The sequence below is a fragment of the Enterobacter cloacae complex sp. 2024EL-00214 genome, assembly GCF_043945575.1.
Lineage (GTDB): Bacteria > Pseudomonadota > Gammaproteobacteria > Enterobacterales > Enterobacteriaceae > Enterobacter > Enterobacter cloacae_P.
On the sequence record NZ_JBIMRC010000053.1, the window covers coordinates 1 to 1,336 of the forward strand.

1 protein-coding gene is annotated in these 1,336 nt (G+C 55.5%); it reads right to left on the bottom strand.

What is annotated here, in order from left to right:
* Positions 1 to 37: 37 nt before the first annotated feature.
* A protein-coding gene (locus ACHHZ6_RS24675; protein WP_088569505.1) for an IS3 family transposase occupies positions 38 to 1,245 on the bottom strand; the annotation gives its coding sequence in 2 pieces (ribosomal slippage) (positions 38 to 924 and positions 924 to 1,245; 1,209 coding nt in all).
* Between the last annotated feature and the right edge of the window lie 91 nt (positions 1,246 to 1,336).

The window sequence follows — 1,336 nt, forward strand, 5'->3', positions numbered from 1 at the left end:
TGATCTTGACCCGCCATCTCCGGACAGCTTTTGTATCTTAAGTTAACGATGTCCGCTGCCGCCGATATTCCCTCGGGGAGTGATATCCCAGCGCGCTGTGCGGGTGGTTTTCATTGTAATGTGTGAACGCTGCTGCAAGGTTTCGCAGGGCTGTTCTCACATCTGGTTTTGCCATGAACGCGATATAGTCTTCCTTCATCGTCTTCACGAACCGTTCGGCCATGCCATTGCTCTGCGGGCTGCTCACCGCTGTTGTACACGGCTCCAGATTCAGCTCTCTGGCGAACCTCCGCGTTTCATGCGCGGTATATGCTGAACCGTTATCCGTCAGCCATTGAACCGGTGTGGTCGGCAGCCCGTCGCCGAAGCGCTTTTCCACCGACCTCAGCATCACATCCTGCACCGTCGAACTGTCGTAGCCTCCTGTGCTCGCTGCCCAGTCTATGGCTTCTCTGTCGCAGCAGTCCAGCGCGAACGTGACCCGCAGCTTCTCACCGTTGTCGCAGCCGAACTCGAAGCCATCTGAACACCAGCGCATATCGCTTTCTGCCACCGCGATTTTGCCCTTATGTTCACGCTTCGACCGCTCTGGTTTGTCATGCAGTAACAGCAGATTATGCTCGCTCATAAGCCGGTAAAGCCGTTTGGCGTTCACGGGGGGCAGTCCCTCTGTACGACGTTGCGTACGCAGGATGCCCCACACACGGCGATAGCCGTAACTGGGCATATCGCTGATGATATCGAGGATCTCTGACAGTATTTCAGCGTCTGCTTCGTCATCACGCCGGTTACAGCGCCTGTCCTGCCAGTCGGCAGAACGGTTAATTCGCAGTGACAGCTGCGCACGCGACACGCCCATGGTGCGGCTGACCAGGGCTATTCCCCGTCCTTTGGCAACAAGGGCGCGTGCGCTATCCATTTTCGCGACTGAGCGTACTCCACGGCTTCTTTCAGGATCTCAACTTCCATCGTCTTCTTGCCCAGCAGGCGCTGAAGCTCCCGGACCTGCTTCAGAGCAGCAGTAAGCTCAGAAGCTGGAACAACTTCTTCTCCGGCCGCAACGGCGGTGAGGCTGCCTTCCTGATATTGCTTCTTCCACTTAAACAGCAGGCTGGGCTGGATGCCATGCAGGCGGGCGACATGGGAGACATTCATGCCCGGCTCCATCGTCTGCTGGATAATGGCGATCTTCTCCTGAGGAGTTTTACGTTTACGGACTTCTTGTCCTAACAGGATCCCGGTCATCTCAAAATTGGCGTTAGTGTTAGACATATATTCAAGCCTATCTCTTATCTGGAGATACAGCTACTGTCTGGTGTTTCAGGGGGCTACATCA